Source organism: Nakamurella aerolata, from assembly GCF_013002705.1.
Classification (GTDB): domain Bacteria; phylum Actinomycetota; class Actinomycetes; order Mycobacteriales; family Nakamurellaceae; genus Nakamurella; species Nakamurella aerolata.
Window position 1 is genome coordinate 56,530 of the sequence record NZ_JABEND010000010.1, and the last position, 15,919, is coordinate 72,448.

Consider the following 15,919-nt stretch of genomic DNA (forward strand, 5'->3'; position numbering starts at 1 on the left):
GCGCTGGTCTGGTTCGTCTCCGGGCACGTTGCGGGCCGGTGCGACGTTCCTTCGTCACGTCGTCCCGCTGCCTCCGCTCGCTGTCGACTCACAGGACCTTGAACTCCTCGAACGGTTCTGAGCACTGCTGGCACGCCCACATCGCTTTGCACGAGGTGGAGCCGAACCGGCTGGTGCGCCGGGTGTCTCGGCTGTCGCAATGCGGGCAGCGGACGGACAGGCTCAGCGGAATCGGACCGGCGGGGTCCGGGCGAGCGCCGGGCGGTGCGATCCCGAACTCCCGCAACGCGGCGCCGGCCTGCTCGCTCATGTCGTCAGTGGTCCAGGCCGGCACCAGCACAAACTCGACGGCGACCGCGCTCCGCAGATCGGCGGCCGCGCGCACCACGTCGGCCGCCATGGTCGCGGTGGCCGGGCAGCCGGAGTAGGTCGGGGTCAACGCGACAACGATCTTCCCGTCCGGCTCGACGGGGCGGTATACCCGGCGCAACACGCCGAGATCGGCCAGCGTGAGCACCGGAATCTCCGGATCGACCACATTGCCGGCCGCCACCGCCACCCGCCGCAGCTCCGGGTCGGCGCTACCGCCCAGCGCAGCGAGCACCCGAGGGTGAGTCGCCGTCACACGCGGGGCCTCTTGCATGGGCACCAACGGGTTTCCGATGCCGATCGCGGCCAGCGTATCCCGATCGGTGTCGGCCGGCAGCGCGCCGACAACCGACGCGGACGGCAGCCGGCGGGTGGTCGGTCGGCGGCTCACCAGCTGGCTCCCGGATGGGCTCTGGCCAGCACCTGCATCACGGCCAGCATCGGTCCGAGGTGCTCGCTGGGGCGCCCGTCTCGGCCGCCGCCGGCCACCCGCTGGGTGGCCGGGACAGTGAGCGTTGCCTCATCGAGAACGGCGGTAATGCGCTGCAGCGCAGGTTCTTTCAGCGTGGCAGGGTCGACGGCGATACCGTCCAAGTGGTCGGTCAGCGGATGCGGATCGAACAGCTCGTCCAGGTACGGCCAGGCCCGGTTCAACGCATCCTGCATGCGGCGGTGCGACTCGTCAGTGCCGTCGCCCAGTCGCACGGCCCAACCGGCGGCATGCTCGACGTGGTACCGCACCTCCTTGATCGCCTTGGCGGCGATACCGGCCAGACGTTCGTCCGCCGACGTCGTCAAGGCGGCATACAGCTGTTCGGAATACGCGCCGACCAGCAGTAGCCGAACCACAGCGTCGGCGAAATCGCCGCGCGGCAGGCTGACCAGATGGGTGCACCGGAAGTCGACGTCGTCACGGAAGTAGGCGAGCTCATCTTCGTTGCGCCCCAACAACTCCCCGGCATACGACAGCAACGCCCTTGCCTGCCCGAGCTGGTCCAGCCCGATGTTGCCCAGCGCCACGTCTTCTTCCAGCTCAGGAGCGTTGGTGATCCACTCGCCGAGCCGCTGCGCGGACACCAGCGCGTCGTCACCCAACCACAGCAGATACTCGGCCATGTCGGCCATGTCGGCCATGTCGGCCTGCCGGCTGGACGGGACGGCGGCGTGATCGGCACCGTTCGGTGCAGTAGCGGAAACCAGCTGCGGGGTCACAGATTCGGCACCCCCTCGCTAGCGGTGTAGAAGGTCGGGTGCCGATACGGTTTGTCGGCCGCCGGATCGAACAGCGAGTCCTTCTCGTCAGGCGAACTGGCGTGGATATCGGTGGAGGCGACCACCCAGATCGAGACGCCCTCACCCCTGCGGGTGTACAGATCGCGAGCGTTGCCGAGCGCCATCTCGGCGTCGGCGGCGTGCAACGATCCGGCGTGCACGTGCGACAGTCCGCGCCCGGGCCGGACGAAGACCTCCCACAGCGGCCACTCGGCCGTCGGCGAACCACTCATGCCGCACCCCTGGCCGATTGCTGCTGTCTTGCAGCCTTTTTCGCGGCGTGTGCCATCGCCGCTTCACGCACCCAGGCCCCTTCGGTGTGCGCACGTCGGCGGTGCTCCACCCGCTGCACATTGCACTGTCCCTGCCCGGCAAGCACCGCCTTGAACTCCGACCAGTCCAGCTCGCCGAAGTCGTAGTGACCGCGCTCGGCGTTCCAGCGCAGATCCGGGTCGGGCAGGGTGAGACCCAGTGCCTGCGCCTGCGGCACCAACATGTCGACAAAGCGTTGGCGCAGCTCGTCGTTGGAGAAGCGCTTGATCTTCCACGCCATCGACTTGGCCGAGTTGGGGGAGTCGGCGTCGGGCGGCCCGAACATCATCAATGACGGTGCGTACCAACGGTTCACCGCTTCCTGCGCCAGCTCGTGTTGCGCCGGCGTGCCCCGGGAGAGCGTCAACAGGATCTCGAAACCCTGCCGCTGATGGAAAGACTCCTCTTTGCAGATCCGGATCATCGCCCTGGCATAGGGACCGTACGACGCCCGGCAGAGCGGCACCTGGTTGCAGATCGCGGCGCCGTCCACCAGCCAGCCGATGGCCCCGATGTCTGCCCAGGTGGGCGTCGGATAGTTGAAGATCGACGAGTAGCGCGCCTTTCCGGCCAGCAGCGCCTGCATCATGTCTTCGCGAGAGGCGCCGAGGGTCTCCGCGGCCGAATAGAGGTACAGGCCGTGGCCGGCCTCGTCCTGCACCTTGGCCATCAGGATCGCCTTGCGGTGCAGGCTGGGGGCACGGGTGATCCAGTTGCCTTCGGGCTGCATCCCGATGATCTCGGAATGGGCGTGCTGGGAGATCTGGCGGATCAGGCTCTTGCGGTAATCGTCTGGCATCTCGTCGCGTGGTTCGATGCGGCCGTCTCCGGCGATCACCCGGTCGAAGCTGGACTGGCCGGACGCCGACGGTTCTGCGGGGCCCGCCGGTCCGGCACTGGTCGCTGGTGCGTGATCGCCGTGCATTCGGCACCTCCACGTGCTCGCTCGCGTGCTGCTTGAATTACCGACCGTTTGGTCGGTAATCTACCGCAGTTGGCCCGGCAAGCAAAGGTTGTGCACGAGGGGCGGCCCGGCGGGGCTGACCGGCCCGCAGGGTGTCACCGGCCGGGTGTGACCAGCAGAGAGGCAGATGTCGATGGCGACCACTCCCGACCGAGCGGCCGGACCGGGCACCGGTGCGCGGTCCGCCGGACCGGGCACCGCGTCGTCGGTCGTCGGATCGTCAGCCACCGAATCGGCAACCAGCGGATCGGCAACCACCGGATCGTCAGTGATCGGATCGTCAGACGTCACCGGCGCCGCGGCGATGATGGCGGCGGACCAGGCGTCGGCGGCGGCGGGAGTCCGGGTCGTCGAGCTGTCCGACGGGCATGCCGTGGCCACCATGACCGTTCGGGGCGACATGACCAACGGTCACCAGATCACCCACGGCGGTTATGTGTTTCTGTTGGCCGACACCGCGTTTGCCTGTGCCTGCAACGCTTCCGGATCGGTGACGGTGGCCGCCGGCGCCGACATCACCTTCTTGAGTGCGACCCGCGCCGGTGACGTGCTGACCGCGACCGCCGACCGCCGTTCCGAACGCGGCCGGTCCGGGGTGTACGACGTCACCGTCACCGACGGCGCTGGTGCGGTGGTCGCCGAGTTCCGTGGCCGGTCGCGCCGACTGGATGCCCGCGGTGGCCGGGGATGACGAGTCCGAGCGTCTCCGGCAGGGGCGGTGCGGATCCGGCCGCCCTTGATCCCGAGGAGCGGATGAGCCGGGATGAGCTGACCGCCCTGCAAACCGAGCGGCTGCAGCGGAGCGTGCGGCACGCGGCCGGCAACGTCGACCACTACCGCAGGGCGTTCGCCGACGCCGGCATCGACCCCCGCGAGGTGCGTTCGCTGGACGATCTGGCCAGGTTGCCGCTCACCAGCAAGGAGGAGCTGCGACAGAACTATCCGTTCGGCATGTTTGCGGTACCGCGGACGCAGGTCGCCAGGGTGCACGCCTCGTCCGGCACCACCGGCCGGCCGACCGTGGTGGGCTACACCGCCGACGATTTGACCACCTGGGCCGCGGTCGGCGCGCGGTCGCTGCGGGCGGCCGGGGTACGCCCGGGCGATCTGGTGCACAACGCCTACGGCTATGGGCTGTTCACCGGCGGGCTGGGCGCCCACGCGGCGGCGGAAACCCTGGGCTGCACGGTGATTCCGATGTCAGGTGGGATGACGGGCCGCCAGGTGCAGCTGATCGACGACCTGAAACCCGACGTCATCCTGTGCACGCCGACCTACATGCTGACCATCATCGACGGTCTGCGCGCCGCCGGGCTGGACCCGGAGCAGACGTCTTTGCAGATCGGCGTATTCGGCGCGGAACCATGGACCCCGGCGCTGCGCGACGAACTGGAGCGGGAGGCCGGCATCGACGCGCTGGACATCTACGGGCTGTCCGAGGTGATCGGCCCCGGCGTTGGCTGCGAGTGCATCGAGACCAAGGACGGCACCACGTTGTGGGAAGACCACTTCTACCCGGAAATTCTCGACCCGGTGACCGGTGAGGTGCTGCCCGACGGTGAGTTGGGTGAGCTGGTCTTCACCTCACTGACCAAGCAGGCCATGCCGGTCATCCGTTACCGCACCAAGGATCTCACCCGGCTGCTGCCGGGCACGGCGCGCCCGATGCGGCGGATGGAGCGGATCAGCGGCCGGGTGGACGACATGATCATCCTGCGCGGGGTGAACGTGTTCCCCACCCAGATCGAGGAACTGGCGCTGGCCATTCCGGGATTGAGCCCGCACTTCCAGATCCACCTGAGCCAGCCGCAACGCATGGACGTGATGACCATTCGGGTCGAGGCCGCCGCCGACGCCGCCGCGGTGGCAGGACCGGGAAACACCCTGCGACAGCCGATCAAAGACCGGATCGGAGTGAGCGCCGAGGTCGAGGTGGTGCCGCCGGCATCGCTGGAGCGCTCGTCAGGCAAGCTGCGCAGAGTGTTCGATCAGCGAGCCGGCGGATGAACACGGCAGCGACCACCCGCTCCAGGCGGGGCCGTCCCGGCCACGATGCGGACGCGGTGCTCAGGGTGGCGGTGCGGGTGTTCACCGAACGTGGTTACGACCGCACCACGATGGACGATGTCGCCGCCGCGCTCGGTCTGTCCAAAAGCTCCATCTATCACCATGTCTCGGGCAAGGGGCAACTGCTGGAGCGGGCCCTCGACACCGCACTGGGAGCACTGGAGGCGGCGCTGGCCAAGGCCGACGTCGACACCACACCGCTGCTGCGCCTGCAATCGGCGGTACGTGGCTCGGTGCAGGTGCTGGTTGCCGAGCTTCCGTTCGTGACGCTGCTGCTGCGGGTGCGCGGTAACACCGCCGTCGAGCGGGACGCGCTGCGCCGGCGCCGCGCCATCGACAGCCGGTTCGCCGAGCTGGTGCGCGCCGCCCAAAACGACGGCTCGCTGCGCGCGGATCTGGAACCGGACCTGGTGTCCCGCTTGGTGTTCGGCACCGTCAATTCGCTGATCGAGTGGTATCGCCCCGCTCGCGGTCTGGACGCCGAGCAGCTGGCCGATGCCGTGGTGAGCATGCTGTTCGAGGGGTTGACCCGCGGCTGACGTCGGGCCGTATGTTGCCGCGGCGGCGATGGTGTTGCGGCGGCCGGTCGCGCTGGCCCGCAACGTCTGACGGCAAGGTCGCGGCGAGACCGCTTGGGCCGGAACGGCATCAATGGCCGTCGGCGGGAACAATCAGCGTGGTCAGCAGCCGGCGGGTCCGGCCCGGTGCCGGCTGGTTGGCCAGCACCGGTCCGAGCACCTGGTTCATCGCCTGCACCAATTCGGTGAACTCGTCGTCGGTGAGCCACAGCGCGAGTTGCTGGTAGCCGAGCTGATCGCGGCGGTGCTGGTGCGGATCGGTGGCCCGGTCGAGGTAGCGCTCGGCATCGCCGAGGACGCCGGCGAGCACGGCTGTGATGCCGGCGAGGTGCTGCTCGGAGGTCAGCGCTGCGTCCTCGCCCGGAGGAGGACGCAGCGCCGGCTCGTTGAGGGCGTAGGTGCGCTCGGTGCCGCCGCGGACCTGACGCTGGTCGACCACCCGCAGAATGCCGCCGCCGGCGAGCGCGGCCACATGGCGGTACAGGGTGGCGGCAGGGACATCGGGCAACTCGCCCGCCAGCTGAGCGGTGGTGAGCTGTCGACCACCCAGCATCCGCTGGACGATGCGTACCCGCACCGGGTGCAGCAGCTGCGCGGTGTCCACGATCGATCAGCCTAGCCAACGCTCCCACTGATGCGAATGCTCTCACGTATGATATTAATGAGTTCGAGACCCGTGAGAGGCCGGTGAGGGCATGGCACGCGTGACGATCGACGGCAGTGCGCTGGTGATCCAGCTGGGCCGCTGGGAGCGGCTGCTGACGTTCCGGTTCGGTGCCGGGGGCAGGCTTGAAATCCCCTGGAGCGACGTCGTTTCCGTGGACGTGGTGCCCCGCCCGGTGCAGGAGATTCGCGGACTGCTGCGCGCACCCGGACAGGGCGCGCCGCTGCCGCGCCGGATCGGCACCTTCCGCGGACCGGGCCGGAAAGTGCTGGCCGCTTTCGCGGTTCGGCGGCCGGCACTGCGACTGACACTGCGGAACCAGCCGTGGGACGTCGCGCTGCTCGAGGTTCCCGATCCCGAGCGCCTGGCCGTCGATATCGATACCGAGCTCGGCGAGAGCCGCCAACCCGCTGGGTGCTGGCGCCTGCCCGATGGCGTCACCCTGGCGGGCACGTACTCCGAGCCGACGGACGGTGCGCCGGTGGCGGTCGCACTGCTGTTGCCGGGATCGGGTCCGCTCGACCGCGATTCCCAGTTGCCACGCATGCAACTGGGTGTCACCGCCGAGCTGGCGCAGGCGTTGGCGGACAACGGTATTGCGAGTGTCCGGTACGACAAGCGCGGCGTCGGAGCCTCGGGCGGCGACTACCTGGCGACCGGGCTGTGGCAACTGGTCGCGGACGCCCGCACCATTGTGGACGCCGTCCATGCCGACCATCCGCAGCTGCCCCTGTTCGTGGTGGGGCACAGCGAGGGCGCACTGATCGCGACCGCGCTGGCCGGTGCTGAGCAGCCGCCGCCGGGGCTGCGCGGGGTGGTGCTGTTGGCCGGTTCGGCAGGGACCGGCGAGCAGACGCTGCGCTACCAGAGCCGCCAGCTGGACAAGTCGATCCCACGGTCGGTGCTGCGGCTCCTGCGGTTGCTGCGCATCGACCTTGAAGCCAAGCAGCGCAAGAGTTTCGACAAGCTTCGGGCGACGACCGGTGATGTCGCCAGGGTTGCCGGGAAGAAGCTCAATGCGCGCTGGTGGCGCGAACTGCTGGACTTCAACAGCGACGAATATCTGGCTCGCATCACCGTGCCGGTACTGGCTATCACCGGCGACAAGGATCTGCAGGTGAATCCGGACGACCCGGCCCGCATCGAGGAGTTGGTGCCTGGCGATGTCGAGACCGAGCGGGTGCCCGACCTGACGCATCTGCTGCGCAAGGACGCCGCGCCGGCCTCGCTGCGCCGGTACCGGGCTCAGCTGCGCGCGGGTGGCGCGGATCAGCACGTGCTGCAAGAGGTATCGCGCTGGATCGATCGACAGGCGAGAGGCTGAACGGCGCTCTGCGAGGACGGCATGGAAGCCAACGCACGATCGACGTACCGGATGATGAGGCTGTCGACGTGGTGATGCGCGTCGCGGCGGGCGAGCTGGCCCCTGCGGACGTGGTTCCGTACCTGACGGCCTGGTGCGACCGAACGTGACCGCGTGGACTGGCCCGCTGACCTTTCGGCATGGCAACGCAAGTCAACGTGCACGAGGCGAAGTCGCAGCTCTCCGCCTTGATCGCCAAGGCGCTCGAGGGCGAACAGGTGACCATCGCGCGCGCCGGTGTGCCCGTCGTCGATCTGGTGGTGCACTCCGAGGTCGAGATCGTGTTCGGTCTCGGCGAGGGAACCTTCGACCATGATCCCGGCGTTTTCGACGGCGCCGATGCCGAGGTTGCCGACATGTTCTACGAGCCGCGTCGATGATCCTGCTCGACACCAACGCGCTCTTGCGGGCGTACGAGGGCAGCGATCGACTCGGTGAGTCAGCGGTGTGACTGTTGCGGCGCGGGCGGGCGCACTACTCGTAGGTGTCCGTCATGGAAATCGTGGTCAAGCGCATGCTCGGCCGGATCGGACTACCGGGAGACGCCGGCTTCCCGTCGATCTTTTGTCGAGTCGGGGCTGGTGGAGTTGCTCTTCACCGGTGCGCACGCGGCCGCGATGCTTGCGGATGCGCAACTTGCCCGGCACGATCCGTTCGACCGGATGTTGGTCGCGCCGGCCCGCACCGAACGCCTTCGGCTGCTGACGTCCGAGAAAGCCCTGCTGAGGATGGGTGAACCGTGGATCGTCGATGCGACCCGGTGACCTATTGCTCCACTCGCGGTTCCGCTGCTGGCTGGGGTGTCTTGGACACCATGGTCAGCACCGTGTAGGTCGCGACGATCTCGTCGCGTTGGTTGGTAATGGTGGTGTGCCAACGCACCTCGCCGTAGTCGTCGGTCTCACGCGGGGTGATCTGGCCGGCCACCAGCTGCACGGTGATCTCGTCACCCGGCTGCACCGGAGTGCGGAACCGGAGGTCCTCCAGCCCGGTGTTGGCCAGCACCGGGCCGGGCGCCGGATCGACGAACAGCCCCGCCGCCCAGCTCAGCAACAGGTAGCCGTGCGCAACGCGACCGCCGAAGAACGGGTTGGCGGCTGCGGCGTCCTCGTCCATGTGCGCATAGAACTCGTCGCCGGTGGAACGCGCGAAAGCCTCGATGTCGTCCAGCGTGACGGTGCGCGGCCCCGCGGTGACCGCGTCGCCGATCTTCAACTCGGCCAACGACTTCCGGAACGGGTGCTGCCAACCGTCGGTGCGCTGGTCGTCCAGTTGCGCACCGGTCACGTATCGGCTTCCAACCGCCGTCAGCAGATCTGGTGAACCCTGCACGGCGGTGCGCTGCATGTGGTGCAGCACGCCCCGGACGCCGCCCATCTCCTCGCCGCCGCCGGCTCGTCCGGGACCGCCGTGAATCAGCGTCGGTAGCGGCGAGCCGTGGCCGGTGGACTCCTTGGCGTCATCGCGGTCGAGCAGCAGGATGCGGCCGTGCATCGGCGCCATCGCCCTGACCAGAGTCCTTGCGGTGTCGGGGGAATGGGTGATCACCGACGCGACCAGCGAGCCCCGGCCACGGGCCGCGAGCTCGGCGGCCTGCTCCAACGAGTCGTAGCCGATCACCGTCGACACCGGCCCGAACGCCTCCACCGCGTGCGCCGCCGCCACCGACGCATCGGCCCGCAGCAGCAGCGGCGGCAGGAACGCTCCGCGGCCGGCGTCGGCTCCCTGCACCGCGAAATCGTCGGGGTTGCCGAGCACCAGCTCGGCGCCGCCCGACCTCAGTTCGGCAACCCTGTCCAGCACCTCGTCGCGCTGTGCGGTGGACACCAGCGCCCCCATGGTGACGCCCTCGGCGGTCGGGGCACCCACCCTGACCTTGGCGGCGATGCGGGCGTCGACGGCGTCGATCACGTCCTGCTGCAAGGCATTCGGCACGAAGGCGCGGCGGATGGCTGTGCACTTCTGGCCGGCCTTGGCCGTCATCTCGGTGACCAGCCCGCGGACGAACAGATCGAACTCGGGAGTGTCCGGGGTGGCGTCCGGCGCCAGCACCGAACTGTTGAGCGAATCGGCCTCAGCGGTGAAGCGAGTGCCGCGCACGATCACCGCGGGATCGGTGCGTAGCTTCTGCGCGGTGCTGGCCGAGCCGGTGAAGGCCAGAAGGTCGCGCTCGTCGAGATGATCCATCACACCCCGCGCCGAGCCGGTGATCAGTTGCAGGGTTCCCGGCGGCAGGATGCCGGAGTCGATGATGGCCCGCACGGTTGCCTCGGTGAGAAACGCGCTGGGGGAGGCGGGTTTCACGATGGACGGAACCCCGGCGAGAAAGGCCGGCGCGAACTTCTCGAGCATGCCCCATACCGGGAAGTTGAAGGCGTTGATCTGTACCGCGACACCGGGTAGCGAGGTGTAGATGTGCTGAGCCAGAAAGGTGCCGTTCTTGCTCAGCGGCTCGGCCGGTCCGTCCAGATAGACGGTGTCGTTGGGCATGTCCCGGCGGCCGCGCGAGCCGTACGAGAGCAGCACCCCGATACCGCCGTCGATGTCCACCCATGAGTCGGAGTGGGTGGCACCGGTGCGGTACGAGAGTGGGTACAGCTGGTCCTTGACGGTCTGCAGGTGCAGCGCCAGCTGCTTGAGGATCAGCGCGCGCTGGTGGAACGTCAACGGCCGCAACGATTCGTGCCCGACGCTGCGCGCGTGGTCGACCATCGCCGCGACATCCAGCTCGTCGTCGGAGATGCTCGCCACCTCCTCGCCGGTGACGGCGTCCAGCAGCGGCGTGGAGCCGGCGCTGGGAGTGATCCACTGGTCGCGGGCGAAGTGCCCAAGAACCGGAGTCGTCATGCTTGGTCCTCCCATTCGAAGAAGCCGCGTCCGCTCTTGCGGCCGAGCTCGCCGCGAGAGACCTTGTCACGCAACAGCTGTGGCGGCGTGAACCGCTCGCCCAGCTTGCCGGCAAGGTATTCCGCGATGCCGAGCCGGACGTCCAGCCCGACCAGATCGGTGAGCCGCAGTGGGCCCATCGGGTGGCCGTAGCCGAGCGTCATCGCGGCGTCGATGTCTTCGGCCGAGGCGACCCCGGCCTCGAGCATCCTGATGGCCTCGAGGCCGAGCAGCACACCGAGTCGGCTGGAGGCAAAGCCGGGGGAGTCCCGCACGGTGACGGCGGTCTTTCCCAGAGCCGTAACCCACTGCTGCGCGGCGGTCACCACGGCCGGATCGGTGGCGGTTCCGGCGACCACTTCGACCAGTGTGGAGGCCGGCACCGGATTGAAGAAATGCAGGCCCAGCAGGCGATCCGGTGCCGGGACGGCGGCCGCGAGCTCGTCGATCGACAGCGACGACGTGTTGCTGGCCAGCACCGCTTCCGGGCCGGCTGCGGCGGCGAGCCGGGCAAGGACGTCGGCCTTGAGTGCAGGATCTTCCGGCACCGCCTCGACGGCAAGCTCGACCTGGCCAAGTGCGGCGATGTCGGTGCGTACCTCCAGGCGCCGCTGGGTGTGTTCGACCGGGCCGTCGAGCTTGCCGCGATCGACGCTGGCCTGCAACGCTTTTGCCACGGCGGACCGGCCACGCTCGGCGGCGCCGGCATCGGATTCGACAATCTGCACCGTCGACCCGGCGAGCAGGAAGGCGTGCGCGATGCCGGAGCCCATTCGTCCGGCGCCCACCACCGCGACCCGGGCCGGCGCCTTTCGTGGTGATTGCCCGGGTCGCGATGGTGCCGGCCGCGATGGTTGCGGTGGCGTGCTCATGCCGCTTCCACTAGCATGGCGGCGCCCTGCCCGACCCCGACGCACAGCGTCGCAAGACCGCGGGTGATGCCGTCGTCGGCCATCCGGCCGAGCAGCGTCACCAGGAGGCGAGTGCCGGAGCAGCCGAGCGGGTGCCCAAGAGCGATCGCTCCGCCTTTGGTGTTGACGGTGCCCTCGTCGAGTCCGAGCCGCCGGATGCAGGCAAGTGCTTGCGGCGCAAAGGCTTCATTGAGTTCCACGGCGCCGACGTCGCTCAGGTCCCAACCGGTGCGGGCAAGCGCCTTCTGGGTGGCGGGCACCGGTCCGAGGCCCATCACCGACGGGGCGACCCCTGCGGTGGCCGCGGCGGCGACCCTGGCGCGCGGCGTCAGCCCCAGCCGGCGCACCGCGGACTCGGAGGCGACCAGCACGGCGGCGGCACCGTCGTTCAAGGAGGAGGCGTTGCCGGCGGTGACGACGTTGCCGCCGCTCACCACCGGACGCAGACCGGCCAGCGCCTCGGCCGAGGTGTCTGGCCGCGGGCCCTCGTCCATCGTCACAACGGTGTTGCCGCGGCGACCCGGGATGGTGACCGGAACGGTCTCAGCGGCGAAGTCGGCCTTGACGGCGAGCCGGTGGCTGCGCAGGGCGAACGCGTCCGAGTCGTCGCGGGAAATGCCGTCCAGCCGTGCCACCTTCTCGGCGGTCTCCGGCATCGACAGGGTCGCCTCGCCACCGTCGATGTCGGCAAACCGAGGATTGGTGAGGCGCCAGCCGATGGAGGTGTCAGCGACCTCGCCCGGCCGGGCGAACGCCTTCTCCGGCTTGGCCATCACCCATGGGGCGCGACTCATCGACTCGACGCCGCCGGCCAACACCACATCGGCCTGGCCCGACGCCACCATCGCCGCCGCGGTGGAGACGGCCGTCAGCCCCGAGGCGCACAGCCGGTTGACGGTGAAGCCGGGAACGGTGTCGGGTAATCCGGCCAGCAGGGTGGCCATCCGTGCGACATTGCGGTTGTCCTCGCCGGCCTGGTTGGCGGCGCCGAACACCACCTCGTCGATGGCATCAGGGTCGACGCCGCTGCGTTCCACCAGATGCGAGATCACCAGCGCGGCCAGGTCGTCCGGCCGGACCGGCGCCAGCGCGCCACCGTAACGGCCGATCGGCGTGCGGACCCCGTCGATCAGGAAGGCGTGCGACATCGGACTCCCCGGCCTCCTTGCGCGGCTGTCAGCTGGTGGCGCTCGCGGGGTGGTCGCGCCGTGCCGAGCACCCGGCGTCGCGCCGTGTAATTACCGAACGCTTGGTCGGTAAGTCTAGCTGTCGTTGTTGTGCCGCGCTGCTGGGAGTGCGGCGCCCTATTCAGAGCGCCCATCACAACCGTTCGGGCGGTGGTTCGCGCAGGTTTGGCGCGTCGCACACCCACAGCCTGTCTGCAGGCGTGCGAGGTGCTGAAAGGTGCGCGATTGGGGCCTTGGGCAAGAGTCGGAGTCTGCGCAGAGCTGCGTCGTGTCCAGCGATCCTTCAACCCGGCCATCACAACCGTTCCGGTACGTCACAATCGCTGCAGCACGCTGGACCGGTTGTGACGTACTGAAATGGTTGTGATCGCGAAAACTGCATGGATGCCGGGCGCCGTCTTGAACAGCGTCGGGCCGGAGGGGGCGGTTGGATAGCGCCGCGTCGAACAGCGCCGGGTCGGAGGGGCCGGTGTTGGATAGCGCCGCGTCGGACAGCGCCGGGTCGGAGGGGGCGGTCGGACAGCGTCACTTCGGACAGAGCGCCCATCACAACCGTTCCGGTACGTCACAACCGCTGCAGCACGCCGGAACGGTTGTGACGTACTGAAACGGTTGTGATCGCGAGAAGTGCCTAGTTGGGCGGCGCCGTCGGGCAGTGCCGCTTTGGACAGCGCCGGGTCGGAGGGGCGCCGTTGAACAGCGCCTCGTCGGGACGGCAGTCCGAGAAGCACCCCTTGCGCAGGCCCACGGCCGCCCACCGGGCCCACAAAAGAAGGCCCACCGGGCCCACCAAACAAGTAGGCCGAGCCTGCACGACGCAGGTCCGGCCCATCCCGACGTCCAGAGACATCGCGAAAAGCGCGCCCAGCAGGATTCGAACCTGCGACCGGCGGATTAGAAGTCCGCTGCTCTATCCAGCTGAGCTATGGGCGCCCAAGGGAAGCGTAGCGGGGCCGCTCGGTCGGCTCGTTACCCTAGGACCGTGCCGCCTCCCGTGCTTGACCGTGCCGCACCAGCTGCGGGCCAACCGCCCACCTCACGTCGCTGGTCGACTGCGGGGCTCGTCGTGGTGGCAACTCTGGTCGCGGCGGCGGTGGCCGCGCTGCTCACGTCGATCACCCAGCCGCGGGTACTGATTCTTGGACTTGGCCAACCGGGTCCTGCCACCGAGTACGGGCTGCCGATCGTCAAGGGCATCTTCGACCTGAGCGCGGCGCTCACCATCGGATGGTTGTTGGCGGCGGCCTGGTTGGTGCCGCCGGCGCGGTCCGGCACGTTCACCGTTGGGGGTTACCGGGCGGTGCGGGCGGCCTCCGCATGCGCCTTTGTCTGGGTCGCCGCGGGGCTGATGTTGGTGCCGCTCAACACATCTGAGGGCTCCGGTGAATCGCTGGTGGCGGCGCTCAGCGCTGACCAGATTCTGGTAGGGCTGTCGGCGTTGACCTCGATCAGCGCGCCGCTGCAGGCCGCTGGGGTGGCTCTGGTGGTGGCGTTGCTGGCGCGAGTGTTGCTGCGGCCCGGCGGCGCCTGGCTGCTGATGGGCCTGGCCGTCGTCGGGCTGTTGCCGATCGCGTTGGCCGGGCACACTGCGTCGTCCGGCGCCCACGACATCGCCTCCGACACCATGATCTACCACCTGGTCGGCGTCTCGTTGTGGGTCGGCGGCCTGGTCGCCCTGGTCGGGCTGACGCGGCAGCGGGTCAGCTTCCTGTCGGTGATCGCGCGTCGTTACTCGGCGGTGGCGTTGATCGCCTTTGTGGCGGTGAGCCTGTCCGGGATCGGGAACGCCTGGATCCGCTTCAGCTCGCCGGCCGACCTGTTCAGTACCGACTACGGCCGACTGGTGCTGGTCAAGGCGGCGCTGCTGGTGCTGCTCGGCGTCCTCGGCGCGCTGCACCGTTCCCGCACGCTGCGGCAGCTCGACTCCGGACGACGCGCCCCGCTGCTGCGGCTGGCCGGCGTCGAAGTTCTGCTGATGGCCGCGACCATCGGCGTCGCGGTCGCCCTGGGTCGCACCGCGACCCCGCCGCCGTCCGGCGTGGTGCCGGGCGGCTACGAGGAGGTCCTCGGCTACCCGCTGCCGGGTCGTCCGACGGTGTGGACCCTGCTGACGAGCTGGCGGTTCGATCTGATGCTCGGGACGTTGTCGGTGGTCGCCATCGTGCTCTACCTGGTCGGTGTGCTGCGGCTGCGCCGACGGGGCATCGGCTGGTCGATCTGGCGCACCACTCCCTGGGTGGTGGGCTGGCTGATGGTGCTGATGGCCACCTCGTCGGGATTCGGGCGGTACGGCGCCGCGCAGTTCTCGATCCACATGATGGACCACATGGCGCTCGGCATGATGGCGCCGATCCTGCTGGTGCTCGGCGGCCCGATCACCTTGGCACTGCGGGTGCTTCCGGCCGCGGGGCCGGCGGACCCGCCGGGAATGCGTGAGCTACTGGTGCGGATGGTGCACTCTCCGCTGGCCCGATGGATCACCCACCCGCTTGTGGTGTTCTTCCTGTTCATCGGTTCGTTCTACGCGCTGTACTTCACCAGTCTGTTCCAGACCCTGATGTCCGGTCACCTCGGGCATCTGGCCATGAATCTGCACTTCTTGTTGGTCGGCTATCTGTACTACTGGGTGATCATCGGGGTGGACCCGTCGCCGCGGCGGCTGCATCCGATGGCGAAACTGGGATTGCTGTTGGGCGCCTTGCCGTTCCACGCCTTCTTCGGGCTGGCCTTGATGCAGAGCCGGACGTCGATCGCGCCCGACTACTTCGGTGGCCTGAACCTGCCGTGGGTGAACGACATCGTGGCGGACCAGCGGCTCGGTGGCGCGATCGCTTGGGGCGCAACCGAAGTGCCGATCATCATCGTGGTGATCGCGTTGCTCAGCCAGTGGTCGGCCAGCGACGCGCGGCAGGCCAAGCGGGCCGACAAACTCGGCGATACCCGCGCCGACGACGAGCTGGACGCGTACAACGCGATGCTGGCCGAGTTGGCGTTCCGTGACGTCGAGCAGCGCCCGGAGTCCGGTCGCGTGCCCCGCAGGAGCGCCGACGACGACACGTCCGTTGCCAGCGGTACGGCGCCTGTGGCGCAGTCGGACCCCGACAGCTCCGCCGACTCCCGCTGACCGACGGCCCTAGCGCTCGGCTCCGACAGTGATGCTGTTATGGCGTCCTCTGGGGTTGTGACTCTGGCTCCGACCGACGCCCTGCTGGGCTGTCTTTCCGATGTTCCGTCCAACCCTGGGGGACGCGTTCCACCCGGTGCTGCCGGGCTGGTTGGACATGACCTCATAGGGGCTTCGCCCACTGCGTGATCACTGTCCTGTCTGACCAGCCGGCTCGGTGGC

Annotated in this window: 15 protein-coding genes and 1 tRNA gene; 7 read left to right on the plus strand and 9 right to left on the minus strand. The window is 69.0% G+C overall.

What is annotated here, in order from left to right; all coding sequences use genetic code 11:
* Positions 1-88: 88 nt before the first annotated feature.
* From paaD to paaA, 4 genes are all read right to left on the minus strand, one after another.
* Positions 89-643: a 1,2-phenylacetyl-CoA epoxidase subunit PaaD gene (paaD, locus tag HKD39_RS15580; RefSeq protein ID WP_171200875.1), complete on the minus strand. Its 555-nt coding sequence runs from the start codon at positions 641-643 to the stop codon at positions 89-91.
* 113 nt (positions 644-756) lie between these two features.
* Positions 757-1,503 (minus strand): 1,2-phenylacetyl-CoA epoxidase subunit PaaC, encoded by a 747-nt coding sequence (gene paaC, locus HKD39_RS15585; RefSeq protein WP_212754646.1) that lies wholly within the window; start codon positions 1,501-1,503, stop codon positions 757-759.
* A gap of 74 nt (positions 1,504-1,577) precedes the next feature.
* Entirely contained in the window at positions 1,578-1,874 is a 297-nt protein-coding gene (paaB, locus tag HKD39_RS15590) for a 1,2-phenylacetyl-CoA epoxidase subunit PaaB (protein WP_171200802.1), read from the minus strand.
* Positions 1,871-2,878 carry a 1,2-phenylacetyl-CoA epoxidase subunit PaaA gene (paaA, locus tag HKD39_RS15595; protein ID WP_171200803.1) on the minus strand — a complete coding sequence of 336 codons (1,008 nt, stop codon included), beginning with the start codon at positions 2,876-2,878 and terminating at the stop codon, positions 1,871-1,873. The genes paaB and paaA overlap by 4 nt, the downstream gene beginning before the upstream one ends.
* Before the next feature lie 343 nt (positions 2,879-3,221).
* On the opposite strand from paaA, the gene paaI reads away from it, so the two are divergent.
* Genes paaI through HKD39_RS15610 form a run of 3 tightly spaced genes read left to right on the plus strand, consistent with a single transcriptional unit; the run spans position 3,222 to position 5,523 of the window.
* Positions 3,222-3,608 (plus strand): hydroxyphenylacetyl-CoA thioesterase PaaI, encoded by a 387-nt coding sequence (gene paaI, locus HKD39_RS15600; RefSeq protein ID WP_171200877.1) that lies wholly within the window; start codon positions 3,222-3,224, stop codon positions 3,606-3,608.
* Positions 3,605-4,924: a phenylacetate--CoA ligase PaaK gene (gene paaK / locus HKD39_RS15605; RefSeq protein WP_171200804.1), complete on the plus strand. Its 1,320-nt coding sequence runs from the start codon at positions 3,605-3,607 to the stop codon at positions 4,922-4,924. The genes paaI and paaK overlap by 4 nt, the downstream gene beginning before the upstream one ends.
* Positions 4,921-5,523, plus strand: coding sequence for a TetR/AcrR family transcriptional regulator (locus HKD39_RS15610; RefSeq protein WP_171200805.1), 603 nt, complete (start codon positions 4,921-4,923; stop codon positions 5,521-5,523). The genes paaK and HKD39_RS15610 overlap by 4 nt, the downstream gene beginning before the upstream one ends.
* Positions 5,524-5,632: 109 nt before the next feature.
* Here HKD39_RS15610 and HKD39_RS15615 read toward each other — a convergent pair whose 3' ends face one another.
* Positions 5,633-6,166, minus strand: coding sequence for a helix-turn-helix domain-containing protein (locus tag HKD39_RS15615; protein ID WP_171200806.1), 534 nt, complete (start codon positions 6,164-6,166; stop codon positions 5,633-5,635).
* Positions 6,167-6,257: 91 nt separating this feature from the next.
* On the opposite strand from HKD39_RS15615, the gene HKD39_RS15620 reads away from it, so the two are divergent.
* The 3 genes from HKD39_RS15620 to HKD39_RS15630 all read left to right on the plus strand — a co-directional run bounded on the left by HKD39_RS15620 (position 6,258) and on the right by HKD39_RS15630 (position 8,353).
* Positions 6,258-7,550, plus strand: coding sequence for an alpha/beta hydrolase (locus HKD39_RS15620; protein WP_171200807.1), 1,293 nt, complete (start codon positions 6,258-6,260; stop codon positions 7,548-7,550).
* 179 nt (positions 7,551-7,729) lie between these two features.
* Positions 7,730-7,969: a type II toxin-antitoxin system Phd/YefM family antitoxin gene (locus HKD39_RS15625; protein ID WP_171200808.1), complete on the plus strand. Its 240-nt coding sequence runs from the start codon at positions 7,730-7,732 to the stop codon at positions 7,967-7,969.
* Positions 7,970-8,170: 201 nt separating this feature from the next.
* Complete coding sequence (locus HKD39_RS15630; protein ID WP_171200763.1) at positions 8,171-8,353, plus strand: PIN domain-containing protein; 183 nt, start codon at positions 8,171-8,173, stop codon at positions 8,351-8,353.
* A gap of 1 nt (position 8,354) precedes the next feature.
* Here HKD39_RS15630 and paaZ read toward each other — a convergent pair whose 3' ends face one another.
* The 4 genes from paaZ to HKD39_RS15650 form a co-directional block, all read right to left on the minus strand.
* The gene (paaZ, locus tag HKD39_RS15635) at positions 8,355-10,436 is read right to left on the minus strand and encodes a phenylacetic acid degradation bifunctional protein PaaZ (protein WP_171200809.1); all 2,082 of its coding nucleotides are present in this window, start codon (positions 10,434-10,436) and stop codon (positions 8,355-8,357) included.
* Positions 10,433-11,347 (minus strand): 3-hydroxyacyl-CoA dehydrogenase family protein, encoded by a 915-nt coding sequence (locus HKD39_RS15640; RefSeq protein WP_171200810.1) that lies wholly within the window; start codon positions 11,345-11,347, stop codon positions 10,433-10,435. The genes paaZ and HKD39_RS15640 overlap by 4 nt, the downstream gene beginning before the upstream one ends.
* On the minus strand, positions 11,344-12,534 hold the full coding sequence (locus tag HKD39_RS15645) for a thiolase family protein (RefSeq protein ID WP_171200811.1): 1,191 nt from the start codon (positions 12,532-12,534) through the stop codon (positions 11,344-11,346). The genes HKD39_RS15640 and HKD39_RS15645 overlap by 4 nt, the downstream gene beginning before the upstream one ends.
* A gap of 898 nt (positions 12,535-13,432) precedes the next feature.
* Positions 13,433-13,506 (minus strand) — tRNA-Arg (locus HKD39_RS15650).
* 136 nt (positions 13,507-13,642) lie between these two features.
* Between HKD39_RS15650 and HKD39_RS15655 the strand changes: the two genes are divergently transcribed.
* Positions 13,643-15,697 (plus strand): cytochrome c oxidase assembly protein, encoded by a 2,055-nt coding sequence (locus tag HKD39_RS15655; protein ID WP_171200812.1) that lies wholly within the window; start codon positions 13,643-13,645, stop codon positions 15,695-15,697.
* Positions 15,698-15,919 lie beyond the last annotated feature (222 nt).

Bases quoted from the DNA above. Each gene is read 5' to 3' on its own strand.
- HKD39_RS15625 (WP_171200808.1), top strand. From the start codon at position 7,730: ATGGCAACGCAAGTCAACGTGCACGAGGCGAAGTCGCAGCTCTCCGCC.
- HKD39_RS15620 (WP_171200807.1), top strand. From the start codon at position 6,258: ATGGCACGCGTGACGATCGACGGCAGTGCGCTGGTGATCCAGCTGGGC.
- paaA (WP_171200803.1), bottom strand. From the start codon at position 2,878: ATGCACGGCGATCACGCACCAGCGACCAGTGCCGGACCGGCGGGCCCC.
- paaC (WP_212754646.1), bottom strand. From the start codon at position 1,503: ATGGCCGACATGGCCGACATGGCCGAGTATCTGCTGTGGTTGGGTGAC.
- paaI (WP_171200877.1), top strand. From the start codon at position 3,222: ATGATGGCGGCGGACCAGGCGTCGGCGGCGGCGGGAGTCCGGGTCGTC.
- HKD39_RS15610 (WP_171200805.1), top strand. From the start codon at position 4,921: ATGAACACGGCAGCGACCACCCGCTCCAGGCGGGGCCGTCCCGGCCAC.
- paaD (WP_171200875.1), bottom strand. From the start codon at position 643: ATGCAAGAGGCCCCGCGTGTGACGGCGACTCACCCTCGGGTGCTCGCT.
- paaZ (WP_171200809.1), bottom strand. From the start codon at position 10,436: ATGACGACTCCGGTTCTTGGGCACTTCGCCCGCGACCAGTGGATCACT.
- paaK (WP_171200804.1), top strand. From the start codon at position 3,605: ATGACGAGTCCGAGCGTCTCCGGCAGGGGCGGTGCGGATCCGGCCGCC.
- HKD39_RS15645 (WP_171200811.1), bottom strand. From the start codon at position 12,534: ATGTCGCACGCCTTCCTGATCGACGGGGTCCGCACGCCGATCGGCCGT.
- paaB (WP_171200802.1), bottom strand. From the start codon at position 1,874: ATGAGTGGTTCGCCGACGGCCGAGTGGCCGCTGTGGGAGGTCTTCGTC.
- HKD39_RS15640 (WP_171200810.1), bottom strand. From the start codon at position 11,347: ATGAGCACGCCACCGCAACCATCGCGGCCGGCACCATCGCGACCCGGG.